This is a genomic window from Paraburkholderia sp. BL17N1 (assembly GCF_003634175.1).
Classification (GTDB): domain Bacteria; phylum Pseudomonadota; class Gammaproteobacteria; order Burkholderiales; family Burkholderiaceae; genus Paraburkholderia.
Genome location: NZ_RBIW01000002.1, coordinates 2,652,196 through 2,670,955 on the forward strand (window position 1 = coordinate 2,652,196; position 18,760 = coordinate 2,670,955).

Sequence of the window (18,760 nt, forward strand, 5' to 3'; positions counted from 1 at the left end):
GCGCGGCGCTTCTCCTGACCGCCCGGCCGTGCGCCATGCAGGAGAGTCCGCTTATCTGCTCAGCTTGTGCTCGCGCCGCGAGCGGTCCTCGATGATTTTCCGGCGATGCTTGTCTTTCATCTTCTTCCAGCTTTTGCATTCGTCGCGCGTGCGCATGCAGCCTATGCAGAAGCCGGTTTTGCTGTCGAACTTGCAGATGTCGATGCAGGGTGACGCGATGCTCATGGCCATTGGCAATTAAAGGAAATGCCAAGACTCTCGCATGCCCCATGCCCGCGCGCAAAGTGATTGTGTTAATAAAGCCAATAGAGCGCCAGAGCTTGTTCGTGGCGGCACAATCACTCGCTTTCCCACTCGATGAAAACTTTTTTGCTCTATGCCGTGACCGCCATTGCCGAAATTGTCGGTTGCTATTTGCCGTGGCGCTGGCTGAAAGAGGGCGGTTCGATCTGGCTGCTGGTGCCGGGCGCGCTCAGCCTCGCGCTCTTCGCCTGGCTGCTGACCCTGCACGGTACCGCCGCAGGCCGCGTGTATGCGGCTTACGGCGGTGTATATGTAGCTGTGGCGATTGCCTGGCTATGGTGCGTCGACAAGGTGCGGCCCACGCTGTGGGACGCCGCCGGCGTGGCTTTCACGCTCGCCGGCATGGCGATCATCGCGTTCCAGCCGCGCGTTTGAGCAGGCGGGCGAGCCGATCTTTCCCGCTCCCAAAGGCCTCTCTCTGTGCGCGCTCGTTGCCGCTTCCGCGCCAACTTCGAGTCCGCAGGCTCGCGCTTTACTTGATGCCGCCGAGATAATCGAGCTTGCCGAGATCGACGCCGTTGTGACGCAGAATGTCATACGCCGTCGTGACGTGAAAAAAGAAGTTCGGCAGCACGAAACCGAGCAGATACGACTGGCCTGTGAACTCGACCGGACCCGAGCGCAGCTTCAGCGTGATCGGGCGTTCTTCCGAACCGTCGATCTGCTCAGGCTTGAATTCCTTCAAATAATCAATCGTCTTTTGAAGGCGGGCAATCAGTTCTTCAAAAGTCTGCTCGACGTCGTCGTACTTCGGCGCTTCGACGTCGGCCAGCCGGGCGGCGCAGCCCTTCGCGGTGTCGCTCGCGATATAGACCTGGCGTGTGAGCGGCAGCATGTCCGGTGCGAGCCGGCCGGTGGTGAACACCGTGGGCTCGATCTGTTTCGCGGCGGCATGCGCTTCGGCTTTGCCCAGAATGACCTGCAGGTTCGTCAGGCCGCGAATCAATACGGGCAGTGATGCTTGATACATCGAAATTGACATGGGGCTTCCTCTGATTCTTTGATCGTGCGCGCGGATGGCGCGCGAGGCAATGTAACGGCTGGATTGCCGCTGCAGCATCATAGCGCGAGCGGCGAAAGACGCGCATCGCGGCGACGCGGCGTTAGCCATTCGGACAACTGCCGCGCACGCCGGAACTGTGTTTGAATGGATTGGTCGGACCGTTTTGACGTCCTTGAAACAGCGAACTTGCCGCCGCCTTCAGGCGATGAGGTTGTGAGAGGCGCGTGGCGCGTGCATCCAACTCGTGGAAACCGCCGTCACGCTAACTGGAGAGTCGACACCATGGTCAATAAGCAGCCGCTGCCAGGCAGTGAGCGAACAGTGGAACAGGGTTCGAAAGTCGTGGGGCAATGCGATCCGGCGGAGCGGATCGATGTATTCGTCATGTTGCGCCGTCAGCAGCAGGCGCAATTCGACGCATTGATGAGCAAGATCGAAGCCGGCGATCCCAGCGTCAAGCCGTTGTCGCGCGAGACGCTCGCGAAGGACTACGGCGCCGCGCCGGACGACATCGCCAAGGTCAAGGCCTTCGCCAGCGCACACGGTTTGACGGTGGTGCGCGAAGATCCGGCCGCGCGCACGGTGTTGCTGAGCGGCACGATTGCCCAGTTCCAGGACGCGTTCGCCGTGAAGCTCGAACATTACGAACATCACACGTCTGGGCAGTTCCGCGGCCGCACCGGCGCGATCAGTGTGCCCGACGATCTGCACGGCGTGGTGCAGGCCGTGCTCGGCCTCGACAACCGCCCGCAGGCGCGGCCGCACTTTCGCATCCGGCCGCCGTTCCAGCCGGCCCGTGGTCATCAGGTTTCGTTCACGCCTCCGCAGCTGGCGTCGCTCTACCACTTTCCACAAGGCGACGGCGGCGGGCAGTGCGTCGGCATCATCGAACTGGGCGGCGGGTATAACGCCAGCGATCTCAAGTCCTATTTCGCGAGTCTCGGCGTTGCGTCGCCCAAGGTGAAGTCGGTCGGCGTCGATCAGGGCAGCAACCAGCCCACGGGCGATCCGAACGGACCGGACGGCGAAGTCACGCTCGACATTGAAGTTGTCGGTGCAATCGCGCCCGGGGCGGAAATCGCGGTGTATTTCACGCAGAACAGCGACGCCGGCTTTATCGACGCCGTGAGCCGCGCGGTGCACGACACGACCAACAAACCGTCGGTGATTTCGATCAGTTGGGGCGGTCCGGAGGCGAACTGGACCAGTCAGTCGTTGCAGGCCTTCAACAGCGTGCTGCAGTCAGCGGCAACCCTTGGCGTGACGGTCTGCGCGGCGTCGGGCGACAGTGGTTCGAGCGACGGCACGGGCAGCGACCAGGTCGACTTCCCGGCGTCGAGCCCCTATGTGCTGGCCTGCGGCGGCACGAGCCTCACCGCGTCAGGCACCGCGATCTCGCACGAGGCGGTCTGGAACGACGGCGCGCAAGGCGGCGCGACCGGCGGCGGCGTGAGCCAGGCCTTCCCGCTGCCGGTCTGGCAGAAGGGCTTGTCCGCCACGTCGACGAAGGGCGGCAAGAAAGCGCTCAGCGGGCGCGGCGTGCCCGACGTGGCGGGCGACGCTTCGCCGGTGACCGGCTACAGTGTATTGATCGACGGTACGCAGACGGTGGTCGGCGGCACCAGTGCGGTCGCGCCGCTGTGGGCCGCGCTGATCGCGCGCATCAATGCGGCGAAAGGGCAGCCGGCCGGCTTCATCAATCCTAAGTTGTATAAGGCGGCGGGCGCGTGCAACGACATCACGCAAGGCAACAACGGCAGTTTCGTGGCATCTGCGGGTTGGGATGCCTGCACGGGGCTCGGCAGTCCCAATGGTCAGAAGGTGGCGGCCGCACTATAGTCTGCAACACACGCCCCGAAGAAAGTCCTTCGGGGCGCAAAAGGACGTGAACGAACCCATGGAGCGATCATGACGAACACCGAGTCAGCTTCTGTTAGTCCGCAGCCGTCGCACAATTCGCATGCTTCGGGCACGCCGGCTCCGGCGCCCGCGCCCGCCAGCGCGCCGCACAAAGCCAAAGATCAGCCGTTCTTCGACCCGGTCGCCTATGGCAACGGGCCTGACGATTCCGTCACCGCAACCGATGAAAGCGCCGCGATCACGCACCACGCGGTCACCATCGGCGGGCACAGGATCAACTACACGGCAACCGCGGGCCACCTCGTGATCGTCGATCCGAGCAGTTCGCAGCCGGAAGCCCGCATGTTCTACGTGGCGTTCACGCAGGACAACCAGAAGGAAGAAGCCCGGCCGGTCACGTTCTTTTATAACGGCGGCCCGGGATCGTCGTCGGTGTTCGTGCTGCTGGGTTCGTTCGCGCCGCGTCGCATCAAGACCTCGATGCCGAGCTTCACGCCGCCCGCGCCGTATTCGATGGAAGACAATCCGGATAGCCTGCTCGACAAGAGCGACCTCGTTTTCATCAACCCGGTCGGCACCGGCTACTCGGCGGCGATCGCGCCGAAGAAGAACCGCGACTTCTGGGGCGTCGACCAGGACGCGGACTCGATCAAGCAGTTCATCAAGCGTTTTCTGACGAAGAACAACCGCTGGAATTCGCCGAAGTACCTGTTCGGCGAGTCGTATGGCACGGCGCGCAGTTGCGTGCTGGCGTACCGTTTGCATGAAGATGGCGTGGATCTGAACGGCATTACGCTGCAATCGTCGATTCTCGATTACACGCAGGCCGGCAACCCGGTCGGCGCGCTGCCCACGGCGGCCGCGGACGCGTGGTATCACAAGAAGCTCGGCATCGCGCCACGACCGACCGATCTCGGCACGTTCGCCGAAGAAGTCGCGCAGTTCGCGCGCACCGACTATCTGGCCGCGCTGCGCAAGTTTCCGACCACCGATGCGGCCACGGTCGAAAAGCTCAGCGAATACACGGGCATCGACAAAACGACCTTGCTCGCGTGGAGCCTGGATGTCGCCTCGTACGACAGCCGGGGCAATTCGCTATTCCTCACCACGCTGCTGAAATCCAAGGGGCTTGCGCTCGGCGAGTACGACGGCCGTGTGACGGCGATCGGCACGGGCATTGCCGGCAAGATCGACCCGAATTCCGGCGGCAACGACCCGACCATGACGGCGGTCACCGGCGTCTACACGACGATGTGGAACGTGTATCTGAACGAGCAACTGAAGTACACGTCGAATTCGTCGTTCACGGATCTGAACGACCAGGCCTTCAAGTACTGGGACTTCAGTCACATCGATCCGACGGGCGCGCAGAAGGGCGTCGACTCGAAGGGCAACATCATTCTATACACCGCCGGCGATCTGGCCGCCGTGATGGCGCTCAATCCCGATCTGAAGGTGCTGTCGGCGAACGGCTTCTTCGATTTCGTCACGCCGTTTTACCAGACCGTACTCGATCTGCAGCAAATGCCGTTGCTCAGCCAGCAGGTCCGGCAGAACCTGTCGGCGCGCTTTTATCCTTCGGGACATATGGTTTATCTCGACGGCGGATCGCGCACCGCGTTGAAGGCCGATCTCGCAACAATGTACGACACGACGGTGTCCAACACGCAAGCGCTTTTTCGTATCCGCGCATTGCAGGCGCGTGTGCCGCGGTAGCGGCGAATCGACGCGTCGCGTCGCGGACGCGGCGCGTGCGAAACGCCTTGGCATCGCAAGGGCGTCTGGCTATCAGACGGCTGGGACCGGCGACGCGCGAGCGGTGGCGCTGCCGGTTTCCTCGGCCTGCCAAATCGGCTAAATGCGGCCTATGCGCGCGGCGCGCGTAGTCAGGCTTTTTTACTTATCCATATTGAATGTGTTTTAATTAGTCTGCGAATTGAACTATTGCGTGCCGCTCCCGGCGCGCCGACGAATGAACGCAGGCATTGCAGACAGGCGTCGCACAGAGTATTCCAGCGACGCGACCAGCAGTACGTACGACACGGCTTTGCCGGCGCTCGCGCGCCGGTGCGGTGTTGCGCGTCCCCGCGGCACTGCGCGTTTTGCGCTCGCGCTTGGCTTCACGGCGCTGGCGATGCTACGCACGGTCGACGCTTGCGCGCAGGACGCCGCCATGCTCGACGAGCGCGTCACGCAGCAATCGGTGGGGGACACGATTTGCCGTCCCGGTTACGCTGACACGGTCGCACCGCCGTTCGACGAACTGATGGCGCACAAAGACCGCATGCTCGCCGCGCGCGGCATCGAGGCGGACAACGGCGCTTCCTTCGCGCTCGATCGCCGCGTGCCTATCGTGCTCGGCGGCTCGCCGGACGCTCGCGCTAATCTCGATCTTCTGCCGTGGGCCGGCCATCAGGGCGAGCGCCGCAAGGCGCGCGCGGCAGTCATGCTCAAGCGCTGCGTCTGCGAAGGCAAACTGAGCCTCGCCGAAGCGCAAGCCGCGATTATCGGCAACTGGTCGGTGGTTTATTCGGGCTTCAGTCAAACGTCCTGCGACGTCAGCCGGCTCGACGTGGCCACCGGTGGCGACAACGGTCATGGCGCCGGCCGCGGCAACCCGCCATGAAGCCGGCCGCCTCGTTTGCGGCGCCTGCTTCGTTCATGCGCACCTGGCATCTATTCAGCCGCGCGGCTTGCAACTCGCAGGCCGTGACCCCATCTAGTTTTCGGAGAATCATCATGATCCATTCACGTCTTGCCGTCATGGCTCTTTCTATCGGCTGCGTATTCGGCAGTGCTGCCGTGTTCGCCGCCGAGCCAGTGCATTGCGGCCAGGCCGACACGCTGAAGATTCGCGGCGATGTGCCCGCGGCCATCAGCTTCGACGTGTATCGCCAGTTGCGGCCGTTGAGCGCGCAACGTGTTGCGCTGTTCCAGTCGGCCGGCGAGGTGAAGCGCCTGCCCGACGGTCTGGCGGTATGCGAAATTGCGGATGACGGCGTCGACGATCCGTCCGCGGTGCTGGTTCAGCTGCCGCAAGGCAAGAACGCATGGTGGGTGAGTTCGGCCAACGTGCAAGCGGCGGACTGATCGCGACAACCAGTCCGCCTTTTGCGCAGTCCCCCGCAGGATGCCGTGGCGAAGCGTGTCGCGGCCCGGTTTTTGCATTCAGCGCCCGCGTTCGATGCGCTTGCCGGGCCTGTCACGCGAAATGAACAGCTGTTTTGCTATTTTTGACGCCGCTTATTCAGGTACAGTGCATTGACGGCGATATTTAAGTCCGTTTTTTGACGACACTGTGTTGCATCGCTTTTACTGTCGATTGTGGCTATCCTGAGTACAGGACGAAACTCGCAGGGGAGAATTAAATGATCGCCTTCTATCTGTCATTGGCCGCTTTGGGCGCCGCCGGTGCTGCATTGATCCGCCAACTCGCTGCCGAGCAGGCGAAGCAGCGTGCCGCATTGCGCCCTGTGCGCGTGCAGTCCGCGGATCGCGGCGCTGGCCGCAACGCGCGCAGAGGGTAGGCCGCATGAACCTGATCGTGCGCAACATCGCGGGATCGTGCAGCGAGCAGGAAGTGCGGGAGTTCCTCAAGCACGAACTTGGGCATTACGCGAAAAACATCGAGGTGGTCGACGCCGGCAAGCCCAGCGCGTACGCCATGGTCGAACTGGACGCCGAAGTGCCCTATGTAGGCGAAGTGATCGCGCGGCAGATTCACGGCAAACAGTTGGGCGGTCAGACGCTGGAAGCCAGCGCCGATCTGTTCACCGACGAACCGCCGGCGGCTCAGTAACCCGGCGCGATCGATTCACCCTCAATGCGTTGCGCGACAAGAGCGCACGTACGCTAACGCGCCGCCGCAGCGCCCAGCACGGCGCATTCGGCGCGTCACCTGCATACCCATGCCTTTCTCAATCTCCGCTTGTCTGCGTCGGCCAATCGAACGGCGTGTACGGCAACGCGCGCTTGTGACGCGTGACGTCGTAAAAGCGCAAGATGGTCTCGCGCGCCGCATCGCTCACCGGTTTGCGCTCCAGGAAGTCGTCGATAGCATCGTATGGAATGCCGTAGGCGTCCTCATCGGGCCGTTGCGGCCGCAACATTTCGAGGTCGGCGGTCGGCACTTTGTGCGCTAATGCTTCGGGCGCACCCAGCGCTTTGGACAGCGCGCGCACGCGACGCTTGTTGAGCCCCGTGAGCGGCAACACATCGGCGCCGCCGTCGCCGAACTTCGTGAAAAAGCCCATCACCGATTCGGCCGCGTGATCCGTACCGATGACCACGCCGGCCCGCGCACCCGCCACCGCGTATTGCGCGATCATGCGCTGCCGCGCCTTGATATTGCCGTGCACGAAGTCCTGTTGCGATTCGTCCTTGTAGAGCAGGCCACTTTGATCGAGCGCGGCGAGCATGGCATCGGCCGCGGCTTTGATATCGATGGTGAGATTTTCGTCCGCGCGAATAAAGCGCAGTGCCTGCTGCGCGTCGGCTTCGTCTTTCTGTTCACCGTAAGGCAGACGTATTGCGACGAAGTGCGCATCGTAATGTTCGGCGCGCAATCGCTCAACCGCGAGTTGCGCGAGCCGCCCCGCGGTTGTCGAATCGACGCCGCCGCTGATCCCGAGCACATACGTTTTCAGGCCGCTGCTACGCAGATAATTCGCGAGAAAGGCCACCCGGCGCTCGATTTCATATTCAGCATCGAACCCGGCGCTGATGTGCATTTCCTCAGAGATGCTTGCCTGGCGTGCAACTGGATCGTGTTGCGTCATGATTCCTCTTTGCTCCTTGCGCGCTCGCGCACATATCGAACCGTAACCGGCCCGGGTTCAATTCACCTTCGCACCGCTTTAAATCCGCTGCCTTGACCGGCAAAGACGTCCAAGGGTATCAATGAGTCGGCGAATCTTCATCGACAGATCGCAATGTGCTTAGTAACATCCTCGTTCTGAGAGCGCCGCATGAGCCGGCGAGCAGTCAATAATAATCAGGTTTGCTCAAACACGCGATGAACCACACCAAGCGGCCTGGCCAGCCTGTAATAGACCGTCTGTCTTTCGCGCCGGTCGATCGTCCGCGCGACGTGTCGTGTATGCCGTATCGACTTTCCGTGCGGAGCATCGCCCGCGCGTTGCCTTCCTTGCGCCGTTTGGCACGTGCGTTTAGCGCCGCATTTTGCATGGCGTCATGCGGCGCGGCGATCGCAGCTTCGGCGCCCGTTGCGGCCTCGGCACCAAAGGCGGCGAATCGTCCGGTGGTCGCCGTCAACGCGTCGGCTGTCGCGGCGCCGGATGCCGCCGGCGTGGTCGACCCGCGTCGCGCGTTTATGCTGCGGGACGTTTTCGCAGAGAGCGTCACGCGCACGCTGAAAGTGCCGGCCGCGGATCAGCGAGCCTATGCCGATCGGCTGGAAGCCGCGCTCGGCGCGCATATGCTCGGCGATCTGTCGGGCGAGTATGTCGTGCTGGTCGATCGCAATGCCAATGTGCAGGCGCTCTTCATCTATTTTCGGGCCGCGCCGGCCGACAGTTGGCAGATGATCGGCGCGTCGCCGGTTTCGACGGGTCAGCCGGGCGAATACGATCACTTCATCACACCGCTCGGCGTATTCGAGCATACGCCGGCCAACATGGATTTCCGTTCGGAAGGCACGCAGAACGAAAACCATATTCGCGGCTATGGCAAGCGCGACATGCGGATCTTCGACCTCGGCTGGGCCCAGGGCGAGCGCGGTTGGGGCAAGGGCGGCATGTCGCAGATGCGTTTCCAGATGCACGCCACCGACCCCGACCATCTCGAATCGCTGCTCGGCATGCGTCACTCGAAGGGTTGCGTGCGCATTCCCGCGTCGCTCAATTCGTTTATCGATCACTATGGCATTCTCGACGCCGAATATGTTGCGCTCGTCGAGTCGGGTAAGTCGCTGTGGGTGTTGAAAAGCGATCGAGAGGTGACGCCGTGGGCTGGGCGTTACATTGCCGTGGTGGATTCGGCGCGCAAGAGCCGCCCGGCGTGGGCGCCTGCGCCCGGCAGCAAGGCGCGCGCCAAAGTGCCGGCCGGAGCGGACACGGCGGATTGATTCGCGGTGGTGCTCGTCCGGCCCGCGCCGCTCGTTTTGAGCAAGCCGCCCATCACGAGCGCGCGAGCAACACGCCTACCAACGCAACCGCGAACCCGGCAATCTGCAGCGGCACCAGCGTCTCGCCGAAGCCCACATAGCCTTCGAGCGCGGCGAGTGGCGGCGCGAGAAACATCAGCGCGGTCGCGCGCGCCGCGTCGCCGCGTCTGATCATCCACACCAGCAAGGTCACGCTGATCCCGGAAAGCATCACGATCCCCCACGCGAGCGATCCCCACAGCGTAGCGGACGCAATCCAGCGATGTTCACCGAGCGCAAGCGCAAGCCCGGCCGCGACAAGCGCCGCGCCGAAGTTCTGCACCGCGCTCGCGCTGCGAATATCGGCCTTGGCCAAAGAAGTCTTCTGGAACAACGTGCCCGCCGTAATCGCGCCGATCGCGGCGATCGAGATCAGCACGACGAGCCAGGTGGGCGCGCTGCCGTGCGGCGTCGGTGCGGCGGCCGCCGTCAGCTTCGGTTCGAGCACCAGCACGACGCCCGCAAGGCCGAGCGCCATGCCGGTCCAGCCGCGCCGCGACAGGCGTTCGCCGAAGAGCGGCGCCGCAACCGCGGCCGTCGCGAGCGGTTGCAGCGCGCCGAGCAAAGCCATCACGCCCGCGCTCAAGCCTTGGGCGACGGCCCAGTAGCCCGCGCCGAGATAGACGCCTTGCAGCAGTGCGCCCGCTACCAGATGTTTGCCGAAGTCGCGTCCGCCGGGCCACGTGGCGCGTGCAAACAGCGCGGCCAGCGCGAATATCAGCGCCGTGCCGCCGAAGCGTGCAAGCAGGAACAGGTTAGGATCCGCATACGGTGTAATCGCGCGGGCGACCACGAAACCGGTCGACCACAACACGACGAAAACAGCGGCGATAAAGGAAGCGAGCATTGGCAAGCGTCAAGAGAAAAGCCGCCATCTTGTCGGGAGACGCAACGCGCGTCTTGCTTGAAACTGCAATCGGCCGAACGTGTTGGCGGAGTGTGGTTTGAACCGCGAACCGGCGCACTTCACCACATCAGCAGCACCGTCCCCGCGCCGAGCACGCCGCCGCACAGCGCGCACGCCCACAGCAGCACCCGCGTGCGGCGGTACTCGCGGCCGATCTCCGTCATCAGTTGCGCACTCTGCTGCGGCGTGCGCGCGAGATCGTGCTCGTGTTGCAGATAGCGCACCGCCAGTTGCGGCACGCGCGGCAGCATATGCGCGAGATGCGGCAACTCGCGGCTAATGCGTTTGAGCCAGCCGCGGTGATCGACGTCGCGCCGCGCGATATCCGCCAGCACGCCGCGGGCGATATTCCACGTGTCGACGCCGGGATGCAGCGCGCGCGCCAGCAGTTCCGCTTGATGAAACGAGCGCTGGGCGGTCGCGAGCCGCGCGGGCACCGCGCCCTCGAAAGGATGCACCGCATGCAGCAGATGATGAAACAGCGAACCCGCCGAACGGTCTTCCGGCGCGGCCGCGAAATGCGCCTCCGCACGCGTGCGCAACTCGGCTTCGAGCAATTCGGCGCGCGTGTCGTGCGGCACGTGCCCGGCATCGCGATGCATTTCGGCGAGCCGCCCGTAGTCCTGTTCGAACAGCGCGGTTGCGCCGTGCACGAAGAACTCGCGCTCGCCGGTCGAGAGACTCGACATGATCGAGAATTCCGCCAGCACGAGGCGCCCCTGCGTGTCCGGGTCGATGCTCACGCGCACGCGGCGCGCGTCGAGCGTGGCGTGAAAGAAACCATGCTCGAACGCCTGCTGGGTCACCACTTCGACGATATGCGCGGCGAGCGGCGCGAGTTTGATGTGATGTGCATGCAGGCCGGGCAGGTCGCTCGCCGGCAAGGTGCTGACGCGTTGCATGGTCAGCGTATAGGCGGTGCAGAGATCCCAGATCACGTCCGGCACGACGATGCGCTTGTCGTCGTCGAAATGATGGCCGGTCTGGCTCAGATTGGCGGCTTCGGCACGCAGATCGAAGCGGCGCAGGATGTCGTCCGTGAAGGTCTGCGCCAGCGTGCGCAATTGCAGGCGGCGCGCGGTGCCTGAAAACTTTTCCAGCCAGCGCGCGACCCAGCGCAGCAGCGCGAGTTCATCGCCGATCTGTTGCAACTGGTCGGCGCGCACCAGCTTGATGGTTACTTGGTAATGGCCGTTCACCGGCACGATGAGCCGCGCGAGATGCGTCTGTTCGGCGAAGCCGCTGCGCACCGGCACCAGATCCACGGCGCTGAACAGCGTGGCGAGCGGCCTGCCGAAAGCGCGCGCGAGCGCCTGTTCGGACTCGTGCGGCGGCAGCGGGGCTTCCATGTGATCGATTGCGTCGATGGCGTCGTGCAAGGTGCCGGTCGCGAGTTCGGGCCGTTCGGCCAGCGTTTGCGCGAACCGGGCCGCCAGCGGCCCGAGTGCCGGCAGCACGCCGCTCAGGCTCTTGCCGCTGCGGTCAGCCGCATGCAAGCGGCCGATCAGCTCGATCATCCAGTGCAGCTTGTGGTCTTGCGGCGCGGCAAGCCAGATCAGGCGCGCGCCGTAACGCAGCGCGTGGAACAGCAGCAGTAGACGGCGAAACAGTGGCGGCATCGGCAGTTCGGTTGATGGGCCACGCGGCGTCCCCGTCTCTCGAGGGGCGCTCGCGCACGGCCAAGGCGGTTAGGTTAGCAGGTAAGCAGGGCAAGGGAGCATTGCCACGCGACGCGTAACACAATACCCCGGCCTTTCCTAACCGTGGCGAAACTTGAGCGTGCGGGCATCTGTACAAAACAACGCCCCAATGCGCGCTTTGAGCACCTGAGCGACGTCGGCAAGCCACATGCTTTCGCCAGCGATGGCAAGAAAGCGCTCGCCGCCGGCGGCTTCGTGAGTCATCGCCCGCACATGCAGATCGGCCACGTCCCGCACGTCGACGAAGCCGGAATTGATTCTTGGATTGCCGGGCTGGCGGTCGAGCCATCGTCACGCTGATTCCGGAGCGCGGACTTGCCATGGCAATCTTTGCCAACAACCAGTTGCCAGTATTTCCGGAAGCCGTCCGCTCGGAGTTGCTCGAGCGCATGCTTGCACCGTCAGGGCGGGATTTGAAGGCAGATTCACGCAATGGACTAAAAATAAAAGTCGTGGCCTGTAATGTCTGGCGCTTTCACGCGACTAAGCCCGACTGTTTCAGCTAAGCGGTAACCACACGGGGGCGTCCGCACTCGTGTGTGTCTGCCGGACTTGTAGCTGGATAACCGAACCGCGTCGCGCGACGCAAGGGCTATGAGACATGGATATCGATTTTGCGTGCACGATGTGTGGCAAGTGTTGCCACGACCTGCGTTTGCCGTTGACAGTGAGCGAGGCGATTGCCTGGCTGGAGCACGGCGACGAAGTGCAGATTCTTTGCGAGGCGTTGCCGTGGCCAGAAGAGCCCGCTGAGGACAATCTTCAGGCGGCGCAAAAACGTCGTCGATCGTTTGCCGCGATGAGTGGGTCCTTGCCGGCGAGAATCGTGGTCATTCTGGCGGGCACGCATCCCGGCCCATGCCCGAATCTTAGGGACGACATGCGCTGCGGTATCTATGAACAGAGGCCGTTGGTATGCCGGATCTATCCGGCGGAAATCAATCCATTCATCGCGCTGACACCCGCGCATAAAGCGTGTCCGCCCGACGCCTGGACGCCGGGATTGCCACCGTTGTTGCGTGCCGGCAAGCTGGTCGATGCGGGCGTCGCGCAACTGATCCAGCAGTCGCGCGATGCCGATGAGAAAGACGTCCCCATCAAGCAACAGCTGTGTGCGGCAATGGGTATCGATCAGGCGGCGGTGTCGAACGAAGGCTTTGTCGCGTATTCGCCCGATCGCGCCGATCTGCTGGCAGCGCTGCGTCAGGCGAGCAACGAACCCACTATGCCTGCTATGCCTCCAACGTGGCATTTCGTGTCGAAGCGCCGAACGACGGTCGATGTTCTTGCGTCGGTGGGAGCGCTCAGTTCTCTCGTCGATGCGAACAGTGCTCCGAGGTTCGAATATCTGGGGTTTTCGGTGGAATCTGAATGAAGCGCAGCGCCGTAGAGCGTGCGCGTGCTGACCAGTTCTGCTGCCGACGCTTATCGAGCTTGCTAGCCGTGCAATTCCTGTCGCGACTGTATGACGCCTTGAATTTGCTACCCTCGATGGTCACCATGTCACTGGATAGTAGCGTCAGCCCGCGACATAGTTCGACGAAACGCCCGCATACATTGCGAATCGCTGCGCCGCTGTCACGGCGAAAGTCGGCGATCGTCTGTCCTGTCCTATTTGTTCGTCGACACATTAGGAAGTAGTGCGACCTGGTTGCGGGCATCGCCTTCGACGAATCGCTTCATGAGTCGCCCGGTCTCGGCGCGTTGACTCAGTTCAGGCGCTAACGTTTTGACACACTCTGTGTCCTCTCGGTCGTTGACCACTGGCATTAGGGCAAGCTTCCAAAGCTTGCAATTTCTCCAGAAAGTTTCAACAATGCTCAGACAGGGACAGAACACAGCGACATCCCTTTCGAACGGAGGTAGTACACGCATGGTTGCGCAGCGGCGAGGCAGGTATTTGCAAGCGTTGTAGTAGCGTTGGCTCTCGCGGTCGGCATTGGAATCCCGGGTGCGGCGTTTTCGCAGTCGCAAACGGCGGCAGTTGCGAAACCCGATGAACGTACCGTGGCTGACGCCTACATATACCTACTGGGCCGTCTCCTGGTGATCCGGCAGGAGAAAGTGGACCGTAGTCTCACGAAAGAGCCAGATGGATCACTGAAAATCGCGATCGGCCCGCAACCTGTCAAGCGTGCCGCAAACAAACTGGCTGCCATGCGCGCCCGGCAATCAATTCTCGCTGACGTAAGGACATCGTCAAGCAGGGAAAATGGGCTCCGCCAGCCGTTACCGAAGTGCGTTGACGCGCTCGCGCTACGACGCCATTCCAGGTCAGATAAGCAAAAGGACAGGTATGAAATACTCAATCACGTTGGCAACGCTTCTGTTTGCCGCGGGAGTCGTGGCCGCCCAGACCCAGTCGTCTGGCGGATCGCCCGTACCGGTAACAGTCGACAATTTTGTTCGCGCCGAGTCGGACCTGTATTTCACTTCACTGGTAAAGCAAGGGACCCTTGGCAAGTTGGAACACCGCCGGGAGCCTGCACCGATTGATCATCAGACGGTCATACGCCTGAACCGCGACACGCTCTATACGTCAGGAGTGTTCGATCTCGATGCGGGGCCGGTTACGATCGACATGCCTGATCCTGGCAAGCGCTTCATGGCGTTACAGATCATCAATGAGGATCAGTACGTGCCGAATGTGTTCTACGGCGAAGGCACGCATGTCCTCACGCGGGAGAGCGTCGGCACGCGTTACGTTGCCGTTGCGATTCGAACCCTTGTCGAGCCGTCTAGCCCGGAGGACATCGAGCAGGTCCACAAGCTACAGGACTCGATCACAGTAAGCCAGAAGTCGCCTGGCAAGCTCGACCTGCCGAACTGGGATCCGGTAAGTCAGAAAAAGGTCCGCGACGCGCTACTGGTTCTTGCGTCGACGATTCCAGATTTCAAGCACGCCTTCGGTATCAAAGAGGAAGTCGACCCGGTGCGACGCCTGCTCGGAGCCGCTGCGGCATGGGGAGGCAATCCGGACAGGGACGCGATTTACCTCAACTTCACACCACCGCGAAACGACGGGAAGACGGTCTATCGACTCGTGGTTAAAAACGTTCCCGTGGACGCCTTCTGGTCGGTGAGCCTCTACAATGCACGGGGCTATTTTCAGAAGAACTCGTCGAACGCGTACTCGATCAATGACCTTACTGCAAAAAAGGGCGCTGACGGTTCGATCGCCATACAGTTCGGTGGCTGCGATGGCCACGTGGAAAATTGCCTTCCGATTGTTGCCGGATGGAACTATACGGTGCGACTCTATCGGCCACGTGCTGAGATTCTGAACGGCGCATGGACGTTTCCGGATGCCACTCCAGTTAATTGACGAGATGATTCGCGTATAGCCTATCGACAGCGCGCCCTCTCGTACGCGAATGGAGCGATCCTGTGACAACGACCGAAGTGGTGAAACTGTACGGAGCGGCATGGAGTGTGTACGTGCGAATCGCCCGGCTGGCTCTGGAAGAGAAGCAGATTAAATACAGTTTGGTCGAGGTAGACGTATTCGCAGCGAGCGGCGTTCCGAAAGAGCATTTGGAACGCCATCCGTTCGGTCGCATTCCGGCCTTCGAGCATGGCGATTTCCATCTTTACGAGACAAGCGCGATCGTGCGTTATATCGACGAAGCTTTCCCCGGCGTCAAGCTGCAGCCGAGAGATCCGAAAGCTCGTGCCAGGGCAAACCAGATTATCGCGATACTGGATGCCTATGCATATCGAACGCTTGTTTGGGACATATACGTTGAACGCGTAGTTTCAACCCGCGAAGGCCGTCGAGCAAACGAGCCGAAGATCGCGGCCGCGTTGCCGCGTGCCGTTGTGTGTTTATCTGAGCTGACCCGTCTGTCCGATGACCAGGGGTTCCTGATTGGCGGCGAAGTGACACTTGCCGATCTGTACGCCGCTCCGATCTTCGCGTGCTTCATGCAGGCTCATGAAGCGGCTTCTTTGATGGAAGGATGCGAAAAACTGAACCATTGGTGGCGGCGATTCTCCACCCGCGAGAGCATGTCACGGACGCAGCCGTGAGGAGCGGCGTGCGGAACGCAACGGCCATGAAGGGCCGTTCGGCAATCGTCGGCGGATCGTCGACGATTCTCGCGTGGCTCACCCACGTTCCGGGCTCACAAAGTTTTCCGTTTTTCAATCTGCGGTATTTAGGAGCCTTGTATGCCCGCACCCTACATCGGTAGCTGCCTCTGCGGTCAGATTAAGTTTGAGCTCCGGTTTGAACCGCTGACTTTTTATGTTTGTCATTGCACCACCTGTCAGCGAAGAACAGGCGGTGCTGCGCTGCCTGTGATGTGGGTCCGTCGATCCGATTTGCATGTCCTGGAAGGTGAGCCGATCATGCTGACCTTTGACTTTGGTCGTGGGCGGCAGCGGCGCAGCAAGGCATGCGCGCGCTGTGACACGCGGCTTTGGGCCGAGCCCGTTGATCAGCCCGATCTGGCGATACTCAGACCAGGCACATTGCAAAACCAAAGCGAGTTTTCCCCGATAGCGCACGTATTCACAGGTAGCAAACAACCATGGTTTCTGATTCCAGATGGCATTCCTAGTTTTGAAGAAGGTATCGGCGAGCAGGAAGAATTGCTTCGCCTATGGCGCGAACGGAAGACGGACGGGCGCTAAGGAATCCAGAATTAACGCCGGACGGGTGGTGCTCAGATCTTGTCCCAAGATTGGCGAACCGATTGCCTCTTTGAACATAATCCAGTCGTCTTCGGCCTCAGTCCGGCCATGGAACGGTCGCTCGATCTCGATCGATCGATCGTCAACAATCCGTCAGTCGGGACTTTCTCTGTCATGAATTTTCGTCACGTGGTACGTGCGTTTTTCGGTTGCATCTCGATTGCATCGTGCGGTACCCATGCGGTTGCGGCTAGCCGGCAAAATCGCTGTGGTTGGTTGCAGAACCCGACGCCCGCCAACTGGTGGCTGGACGACAAGGATGGAATCTGGACTCTTTCTGTTATGGGAGACAGCCTGTCCCGGGGTTCGACGATCTCCCTGACATGACGTCTGCCGATTGGGTCGTCACCAATGCGGGCGGGCATGGCTACGGATGCGCCTGCATCGATATGGATGTCGCCAAAGGCATCGGTAAAGTCGTACGGCTTTATTCGGCAAAGGTGCTTCCGCTCAAGCGTTGCAAGGCCGATCGCTCGCTGCCGCCGCCGTGAAGATACGGTGAAGTTGAGCGTCCGCCCCGGATAATGGTAGTCGTCGAGCGGCCGAGCCTGTGTGGAAACAGACTTTTTGCTGTCGAGGTAAATTCACCGGGCAGCCGAACCGTCGTTTGGAAGGTCGAGCGGTCTGCGCCAGCGGCGTGAGCCGCAAGAAGGCCCCCTCGGGCCTCATCCTCCAGCCGTTTTCAAGCCCTTCATCGTCCTCGCAAACCCAAGTATATTCATGACGCGCTTGAGGTTGTAGGCCAACACCTGAAGGCTCATTTCGGTACTCACCGGCCCAAGTTTGCGGGTCAGGAAGTGTGTGGCACCCATCCAGTGCTTGAGCGTACCGAAGACGTGCTCGACCGTACTTCTGCGGATGGTCATTGCGTCTGGCTTGCGATCCAGCCGCCGCTGCATGGACTTCAGTATATGTTCGTGCTCCCATCGTCGGATGCGGCGATAGTCGCTCGGCGAACATCGTTCCTTGAGGTGGCAACGCGGGCAGGCACTGGGCCAGTACACGCGCAGATTCATGTCATGCTCAACAGTCGTGAATCGATGAACGGCAAGCTCACCAGCTGGGCATCGATAGATATCGTCTTTCGCGATGTAGATGAAATCGCGTTTGGTAAAGAGACCTTTCTTCCTGGAGGCCGACGTGAGTGGTTTGGGGACATACGCCTTGATGCCGGCCAGTTCGCACGCGCGGATATCAGGGCCGCTAAAGTAGCCTCGATCGGCTAGCACCTTCAGTCCAGACTTGCCCATCGCCTCCCTTGCTGCCAGGGCCATCCTGCTGAGTTGTCCATGATCGCCTCCGACATTGGTCACCTCGTGTTCGACGATCAGGTGGTGCTTCGTGTCCACAGCGGCCTGTACGTTGTAGCCTACTGTTCCGGTTCTTTTGCCGCCGCTGGTCATGGAACGGGAATCGGGATCTGTAAGGGATAGCTGTTTGTCCGGTTGCCTCTTCAATTGCTCCCGGATCTGCTTGAGTTCACGCATCTGCTGGCGCAGGAGGGCGATCTTCTCATACAGGCGCACCGTCTTGACATCGAAGCCTGTTGGGCTCGTCCTGTCTGCGCTATCGATTGCGTCGAGGTATCGCTGAACGCTTTCCTCAATCTGTTGCTGACGCTTGTCGATCTTGCCTGCCGTGTAGTTCCTGTCGCGACTATTCACGGCCTTGAACTTGCTGCCGTCTATGGCCACCATGTCGCTGGAGAGCAACTTCAGTCCACGGCATAGTTCGACAAAGCGCCGGCATACGTTGCGAATCGCCGTGCCGTTATCGCGCCGGAAGTCGGCGATCGTCTTGAAGTCCGGTGCCAGCCGTCCTGTCAGCCACATCATCTCGACGTTACGCTGGCATTCGCGCTCGAGACGCCGGCTCGACGGTACACGGTTCAGATATCCGTAGATATAGACCTTGAGCATCACGCCTGGGTGGTACGACGGGCGGCCCGTGAGTGCAGGCGTAGCACCGTTGAAGCCGAGTTCCGCAAGATTCAGTTCGTCGACGAACACGTCTATGATCCTGACGGGATTGTCCGGGCCGATGTAGTCATCGACGCATTCGGGAAGTAGTGCGACCTGCTTGCGGTCTTCGCCTTCAACGAATCGCTTCATGAGTCACCCGGTCTCGAT

The 18,760-nt window shown here is 61.5% G+C and carries 22 protein-coding genes and 2 pseudogenes; 15 read left to right on the forward strand and 9 right to left on the reverse strand.

The window, feature by feature from the left end; translation table 11 throughout:
- Positions 1-51 precede the first annotated feature (51 nt).
- On the reverse strand, positions 52-225 hold the full coding sequence (locus B0G82_RS31780; protein WP_106286349.1) for a DUF1289 domain-containing protein: 174 nt from the start codon (positions 223-225) through the stop codon (positions 52-54).
- Between the two features lie 132 nt (positions 226-357).
- On the opposite strand from B0G82_RS31780, the gene B0G82_RS31785 reads away from it, so the two are divergent.
- Positions 358-678: a YnfA family protein gene (locus tag B0G82_RS31785; protein ID WP_116121219.1), complete on the forward strand. Its 321-nt coding sequence runs from the start codon at positions 358-360 to the stop codon at positions 676-678.
- A 97-nt stretch (positions 679-775) separates the two neighbouring features.
- On the opposite strand, the gene B0G82_RS31790 is transcribed toward B0G82_RS31785, so the two are convergent.
- The gene (locus B0G82_RS31790) at positions 776-1,285 is read right to left on the reverse strand and encodes a DUF1993 domain-containing protein (RefSeq protein ID WP_106286337.1); all 510 of its coding nucleotides are present in this window, start codon (positions 1,283-1,285) and stop codon (positions 776-778) included.
- A gap of 303 nt (positions 1,286-1,588) precedes the next feature.
- Here B0G82_RS31790 and B0G82_RS31795 point away from each other — a divergent pair, with 303 nt between their 5' ends.
- The 6 genes from B0G82_RS31795 (at position 1,589) to B0G82_RS31815 (ending at position 6,965) form a co-directional block, all read left to right on the forward strand.
- Positions 1,589-3,145: a S53 family peptidase gene (locus B0G82_RS31795; RefSeq protein WP_121310194.1), complete on the forward strand. Its 1,557-nt coding sequence runs from the start codon at positions 1,589-1,591 to the stop codon at positions 3,143-3,145.
- Positions 3,146-3,214: 69 nt separating this feature from the next.
- Entirely contained in the window at positions 3,215-4,882 is a 1,668-nt protein-coding gene (locus B0G82_RS31800; RefSeq protein ID WP_121310195.1) for a peptidase S1, read from the forward strand.
- Between the two features lie 256 nt (positions 4,883-5,138).
- The gene (locus B0G82_RS31805) at positions 5,139-5,792 is read left to right on the forward strand and encodes a hypothetical protein (RefSeq protein ID WP_121310196.1); all 654 of its coding nucleotides are present in this window, start codon (positions 5,139-5,141) and stop codon (positions 5,790-5,792) included.
- Between the two features lie 113 nt (positions 5,793-5,905).
- The gene (locus B0G82_RS31810) at positions 5,906-6,256 is read left to right on the forward strand and encodes a hypothetical protein (protein WP_121310981.1); all 351 of its coding nucleotides are present in this window, start codon (positions 5,906-5,908) and stop codon (positions 6,254-6,256) included.
- A 278-nt stretch (positions 6,257-6,534) separates the two neighbouring features.
- The gene (locus B0G82_RS40215; protein ID WP_166678989.1) at positions 6,535-6,693 is read left to right on the forward strand and encodes a hypothetical protein; all 159 of its coding nucleotides are present in this window, start codon (positions 6,535-6,537) and stop codon (positions 6,691-6,693) included.
- A 5-nt stretch (positions 6,694-6,698) separates the two neighbouring features.
- Positions 6,699-6,965, forward strand: a complete 267-nt coding sequence (locus tag B0G82_RS31815; RefSeq protein WP_121310197.1) for an RNA-binding protein — start codon at positions 6,699-6,701, stop codon at positions 6,963-6,965.
- A 118-nt stretch (positions 6,966-7,083) separates the two neighbouring features.
- On the opposite strand, the gene nadE is transcribed toward B0G82_RS31815, so the two are convergent.
- Entirely contained in the window at positions 7,084-7,944 is an 861-nt protein-coding gene (nadE, locus tag B0G82_RS31820; protein ID WP_121310198.1) for an ammonia-dependent NAD(+) synthetase, read from the reverse strand.
- A gap of 205 nt (positions 7,945-8,149) precedes the next feature.
- A complete protein-coding gene (locus B0G82_RS40735) occupies positions 8,150-8,440 on the reverse strand; it encodes a hypothetical protein (protein ID WP_241975053.1) in 291 nt (96 codons plus the stop codon).
- Here B0G82_RS40735 and B0G82_RS31825 point away from each other — a divergent pair.
- Positions 8,352-9,251, forward strand: a complete 900-nt coding sequence (locus B0G82_RS31825) for a L,D-transpeptidase (protein WP_241974917.1) — start codon at positions 8,352-8,354, stop codon at positions 9,249-9,251. The genes B0G82_RS40735 and B0G82_RS31825 overlap by 89 nt on opposite strands.
- 52 nt (positions 9,252-9,303) lie before the next feature.
- Here the strand turns inward: B0G82_RS31825 and B0G82_RS31830 are convergent, their stop codons facing one another.
- The 3 genes and pseudogenes from B0G82_RS31830 to B0G82_RS40740 form a co-directional block, all read right to left on the reverse strand.
- On the reverse strand, positions 9,304-10,176 hold the full coding sequence (locus B0G82_RS31830) for a DMT family transporter (RefSeq protein ID WP_121310199.1): 873 nt from the start codon (positions 10,174-10,176) through the stop codon (positions 9,304-9,306).
- A gap of 119 nt (positions 10,177-10,295) precedes the next feature.
- Positions 10,296-11,855, reverse strand: a complete 1,560-nt coding sequence (locus tag B0G82_RS31835) for an AarF/UbiB family protein (RefSeq protein WP_121310200.1) — start codon at positions 11,853-11,855, stop codon at positions 10,296-10,298.
- A gap of 186 nt (positions 11,856-12,041) precedes the next feature.
- Positions 12,042-12,221: pseudogene (locus tag B0G82_RS40740) on the reverse strand (aldehyde reductase); the annotation flags it as partial.
- A gap of 35 nt (positions 12,222-12,256) precedes the next feature.
- Here B0G82_RS40740 and B0G82_RS39560 point away from each other — a divergent pair.
- Positions 12,257-12,442, forward strand: coding sequence for a hypothetical protein (locus B0G82_RS39560; protein ID WP_147308745.1), 186 nt, complete (start codon positions 12,257-12,259; stop codon positions 12,440-12,442).
- 95 nt (positions 12,443-12,537) lie between these two features.
- A complete protein-coding gene (locus tag B0G82_RS31845; RefSeq protein WP_121310201.1) occupies positions 12,538-13,311 on the forward strand; it encodes a YkgJ family cysteine cluster protein in 774 nt (257 codons plus the stop codon).
- A gap of 37 nt (positions 13,312-13,348) precedes the next feature.
- On the opposite strand, the pseudogene B0G82_RS31850 reads toward B0G82_RS31845, so the two are convergent.
- Positions 13,349-13,540: pseudogene (locus tag B0G82_RS31850) on the reverse strand (IS5/IS1182 family transposase); the annotation flags it as partial.
- Between the two features lie 692 nt (positions 13,541-14,232).
- On the opposite strand from B0G82_RS31850, the gene B0G82_RS31855 reads away from it, so the two are divergent.
- From B0G82_RS31855 to B0G82_RS31870, 5 genes are all read left to right on the forward strand, one after another.
- A complete protein-coding gene (locus tag B0G82_RS31855) occupies positions 14,233-15,261 on the forward strand; it encodes a DUF1254 domain-containing protein (protein WP_121310202.1) in 1,029 nt (342 codons plus the stop codon).
- 62 nt (positions 15,262-15,323) lie between these two features.
- Positions 15,324-15,965, forward strand: a complete 642-nt coding sequence (locus tag B0G82_RS31860; RefSeq protein WP_121310203.1) for a glutathione S-transferase family protein — start codon at positions 15,324-15,326, stop codon at positions 15,963-15,965.
- Positions 15,966-16,106: 141 nt separating this feature from the next.
- Positions 16,107-16,571, forward strand: a complete 465-nt coding sequence (locus tag B0G82_RS31865) for a GFA family protein (protein WP_121310204.1) — start codon at positions 16,107-16,109, stop codon at positions 16,569-16,571.
- A gap of 39 nt (positions 16,572-16,610) precedes the next feature.
- Positions 16,611-16,958 (forward strand): DUF4087 domain-containing protein, encoded by a 348-nt coding sequence (locus B0G82_RS40745; protein WP_241975054.1) that lies wholly within the window; start codon positions 16,611-16,613, stop codon positions 16,956-16,958.
- Complete coding sequence (locus tag B0G82_RS31870) at positions 16,874-17,122, forward strand: DUF4087 domain-containing protein (protein WP_241975042.1); 249 nt, start codon at positions 16,874-16,876, stop codon at positions 17,120-17,122. Before B0G82_RS40745 ends, B0G82_RS31870 begins: the two co-directional genes overlap by 85 nt.
- A 174-nt stretch (positions 17,123-17,296) precedes the next feature.
- Here B0G82_RS31870 and B0G82_RS31875 read toward each other — a convergent pair whose 3' ends face one another.
- Positions 17,297-18,742 carry an IS1182 family transposase gene (locus B0G82_RS31875; protein WP_121310205.1) on the reverse strand — a complete coding sequence of 482 codons (1,446 nt, stop codon included), beginning with the start codon at positions 18,740-18,742 and terminating at the stop codon, positions 17,297-17,299.
- Positions 18,743-18,760: the final 18 nt, after the last annotated feature.

Bases quoted from the DNA above. Each gene is read 5' to 3' on its own strand.
- B0G82_RS31780 (WP_106286349.1), bottom strand. From the start codon at position 225: ATGAGCATCGCGTCACCCTGCATCGACATCTGCAAGTTCGACAGCAAA.
- B0G82_RS31785 (WP_116121219.1), top strand. From the start codon at position 358: ATGAAAACTTTTTTGCTCTATGCCGTGACCGCCATTGCCGAAATTGTC.
- B0G82_RS31790 (WP_106286337.1), bottom strand. From the start codon at position 1,285: ATGTCAATTTCGATGTATCAAGCATCACTGCCCGTATTGATTCGCGGC.
- B0G82_RS31795 (WP_121310194.1), top strand. From the start codon at position 1,589: ATGGTCAATAAGCAGCCGCTGCCAGGCAGTGAGCGAACAGTGGAACAG.
- B0G82_RS31800 (WP_121310195.1), top strand. From the start codon at position 3,215: ATGACGAACACCGAGTCAGCTTCTGTTAGTCCGCAGCCGTCGCACAAT.
- B0G82_RS31805 (WP_121310196.1), top strand. From the start codon at position 5,139: ATGAACGCAGGCATTGCAGACAGGCGTCGCACAGAGTATTCCAGCGAC.
- B0G82_RS31810 (WP_121310981.1), top strand. From the start codon at position 5,906: ATGATCCATTCACGTCTTGCCGTCATGGCTCTTTCTATCGGCTGCGTA.
- B0G82_RS40215 (WP_166678989.1), top strand. From the start codon at position 6,535: ATGATCGCCTTCTATCTGTCATTGGCCGCTTTGGGCGCCGCCGGTGCT.
- B0G82_RS31815 (WP_121310197.1), top strand. From the start codon at position 6,699: ATGAACCTGATCGTGCGCAACATCGCGGGATCGTGCAGCGAGCAGGAA.
- nadE (WP_121310198.1), bottom strand. From the start codon at position 7,944: ATGACGCAACACGATCCAGTTGCACGCCAGGCAAGCATCTCTGAGGAA.
- B0G82_RS31825 (WP_241974917.1), top strand. From the start codon at position 8,352: ATGGCGTCATGCGGCGCGGCGATCGCAGCTTCGGCGCCCGTTGCGGCC.
- B0G82_RS31830 (WP_121310199.1), bottom strand. From the start codon at position 10,176: ATGCTCGCTTCCTTTATCGCCGCTGTTTTCGTCGTGTTGTGGTCGACC.
- B0G82_RS31835 (WP_121310200.1), bottom strand. From the start codon at position 11,855: ATGCCGCCACTGTTTCGCCGTCTACTGCTGCTGTTCCACGCGCTGCGT.
- B0G82_RS39560 (WP_147308745.1), top strand. From the start codon at position 12,257: ATGGCAATCTTTGCCAACAACCAGTTGCCAGTATTTCCGGAAGCCGTC.
- B0G82_RS31845 (WP_121310201.1), top strand. From the start codon at position 12,538: ATGGATATCGATTTTGCGTGCACGATGTGTGGCAAGTGTTGCCACGAC.
- B0G82_RS31855 (WP_121310202.1), top strand. From the start codon at position 14,233: ATGAAATACTCAATCACGTTGGCAACGCTTCTGTTTGCCGCGGGAGTC.
- B0G82_RS31865 (WP_121310204.1), top strand. From the start codon at position 16,107: ATGCCCGCACCCTACATCGGTAGCTGCCTCTGCGGTCAGATTAAGTTT.
- B0G82_RS31875 (WP_121310205.1), bottom strand. From the start codon at position 18,742: ATGAAGCGATTCGTTGAAGGCGAAGACCGCAAGCAGGTCGCACTACTT.